The 1912-nt window shown below is 71.3% G+C and carries 3 protein-coding genes; all 3 read left to right on the forward strand.

What is annotated here, in order from left to right:
- A partial coding sequence (locus tag QK444_RS35935) for an isochorismate synthase (protein ID WP_282786531.1) occupies nt 1-896 on the forward strand: 896 nt, incomplete at its 5' end.
- A gap of 199 nt (nt 897-1095) precedes the next feature.
- A complete protein-coding gene (locus QK444_RS35940; RefSeq protein WP_081592797.1) occupies nt 1096-1266 on the forward strand; it encodes a DUF2613 domain-containing protein in 171 nt (56 codons plus the stop codon).
- Nucleotides 1220-1912, forward strand: a 693-nt coding sequence (locus QK444_RS35945) for an alpha-(1->3)-arabinofuranosyltransferase family protein (RefSeq protein ID WP_282786534.1), incomplete at its 3' end; no start/stop codon positions are given. The genes QK444_RS35940 and QK444_RS35945, both read left to right, overlap by 47 nt.

The raw sequence follows: 1912 nt of genomic DNA on the forward strand, positions 1-1912 counted from the left end.
CGTGGCGGCCCGCCGCGCTGCCGGAACTGCCGCCGGTCCGGGTCGTCACCGAGATGCCCAGTGCGGCAGAGCATGTGGCGCGGGTGACCAAACTGGTCGAACAGCTCGCCGATCCGGGGCAACCGCTGCGCAAGGTGGTGGCGGCCCGCTCGCTCATCGCGGCGGCGGAGTCGCCGTTGGAACCGGAAGTCATTGCGGCGCATCTTATTACACGACACCCGAATGCGAACGTATTCGCCGTAGATCTGGGTCCGGCCGGGCGTGGCGGCGAAACGCTCATCGGGGCCACCCCCGAGGTGCTGGTCGCCCGGCACGGTCGCACGGTCACGCTGCGCCCGCTGGCCGGAACGCTGCCGCGGCGGCCCGACCCGGCCGACGATGCCGCCCAGGCGCGGGAACTGCTGGCCAGCACCAAGAACCGCGACGAGCACGCCTTCGTGATCGAGTGGATCCGCGAGCGGCTCACCCCCGTCTGCGCCGAACTCACCGTTCCGGACGGGCCGGAGATCATCGGCACCGCCGAGGTCTGGCATCTGGCCACCCCGATCACCGGGCGGCTGCGCGACCCGGACGTCACCGCCCTCGATCTCGCCGTCCTGCTGCACCCCACCCCCGCCGTCTGCGGCACCCCGACCGACCTCGCGCTCGACGCCATCACCGAACTCGAGGAGGATCGCGGGTTCTACGGCGGCGCGGTCGGCTGGTGCGACGCCCACGGCGACGGCGAGTGGGTGGTCGCCATCCGCTGCGCCGAGCTGTCCGCCGACGGCCGGGCGCTGCGCGCCTTCGGCGGCGGCGGGATCGTCGCCGCCTCCGACCCGCGCGCCGAACTCGACGAAACCAGCGCGAAGCTGCGCACCTTCCTGGGTGGGCTGCGCTGCGAGCTTCCCACCTAGCGCTGCGCGCTTCCCACCTAGCACCGCCGGATCGGTGCTGTTCCCGCCATCAGCCCTGTGACCTGGGACTCATCCGGAGACGACCGCGCGCGGAGCCGCCCACAACCGGGCTACCGGTACGTACATGTCTGCCTCCCCGCCATCGACCTGCTAGGTTGGCTCTCCAGTTACGCATGCGTCGATGTATGGGAGTACCGCGATGAAGTTTGCCGTCCCTGGTGTAGCGAGCGCTGCCGGTGGAGCCCTGCTCGGACTGGTCGCCGTGCTGCTGGTGACGATGGCGGCGAGCCAGAACTCACGCCCGGACATCGACCGCAGCGGAGATGCCTCGAGCTCGCTGCTCAACAACGTCGAGTACGGCGCACGCTGAACTGACCTCCGCTGATTCCGCCGAGACCGGTCTATCCGACCGGTCCCCGGCCACCGCACCGCTGGGTCGGCGCTGGCTGATCGGCACGGTGCTCGCCGCCTTCCTGCTGACCTTCCTGCAGGCCCCCGGCCAGACCGTCGCCGACACCAAATACGACCTGGCGCAGAACCCGCTCGGCTTCCTCGCCCGCGCCGCCCACCTGTGGAGTTCCCAGGCACCCATGGGACAGGTGCAGAACCAGGCGTACGGGTACTTCTTTCCGCACGGGGCGTTCTTCTCCCTCGGGCACTGGCTCGGCCTGCCCGCCTGGGTGACGCAGCGCATCTGGTGGGCGCTGCTGCTGCTCGCCGGCTTCTGGGGCATCGTCCGCCTCTGCGAAACCCTCGGCATCGGCAGCCGCGGCTCCCGCGTCATCGCCGCAACCGCCTTCGCCCTCTCCCCCCGCGTGCTGACCACCCTCGGCTCGATCTCATCGGAAACCCTCCCGATGATGCTCGCCCCCTGGGTCCTGCTGGCCCCCGCCGCCCTGGGCGCGGCACTGACCCGCCGCCGAACGGTGACGGCCGACCAGCCCGCACCCCCGGGGGCGGCACCCGCGGAACCCACAACCCCGACGGCCGGTTCCGATCGACCCGCACATGGTGCG

The organism is Nocardia sp. CC201C (genome assembly GCF_030010695.1).
Classification (GTDB): Bacteria; Actinomycetota; Actinomycetes; order Mycobacteriales; family Mycobacteriaceae; genus Nocardia; species Nocardia otitidiscaviarum.

Coding starts and splice junctions, on each gene's coding strand:
- QK444_RS35940 (WP_081592797.1), top strand. CDS start 1,096: ATGAAGTTTGCCGTCCCTGGTGTAGCGAGCGCTGCCGGTGGAGCCCTG.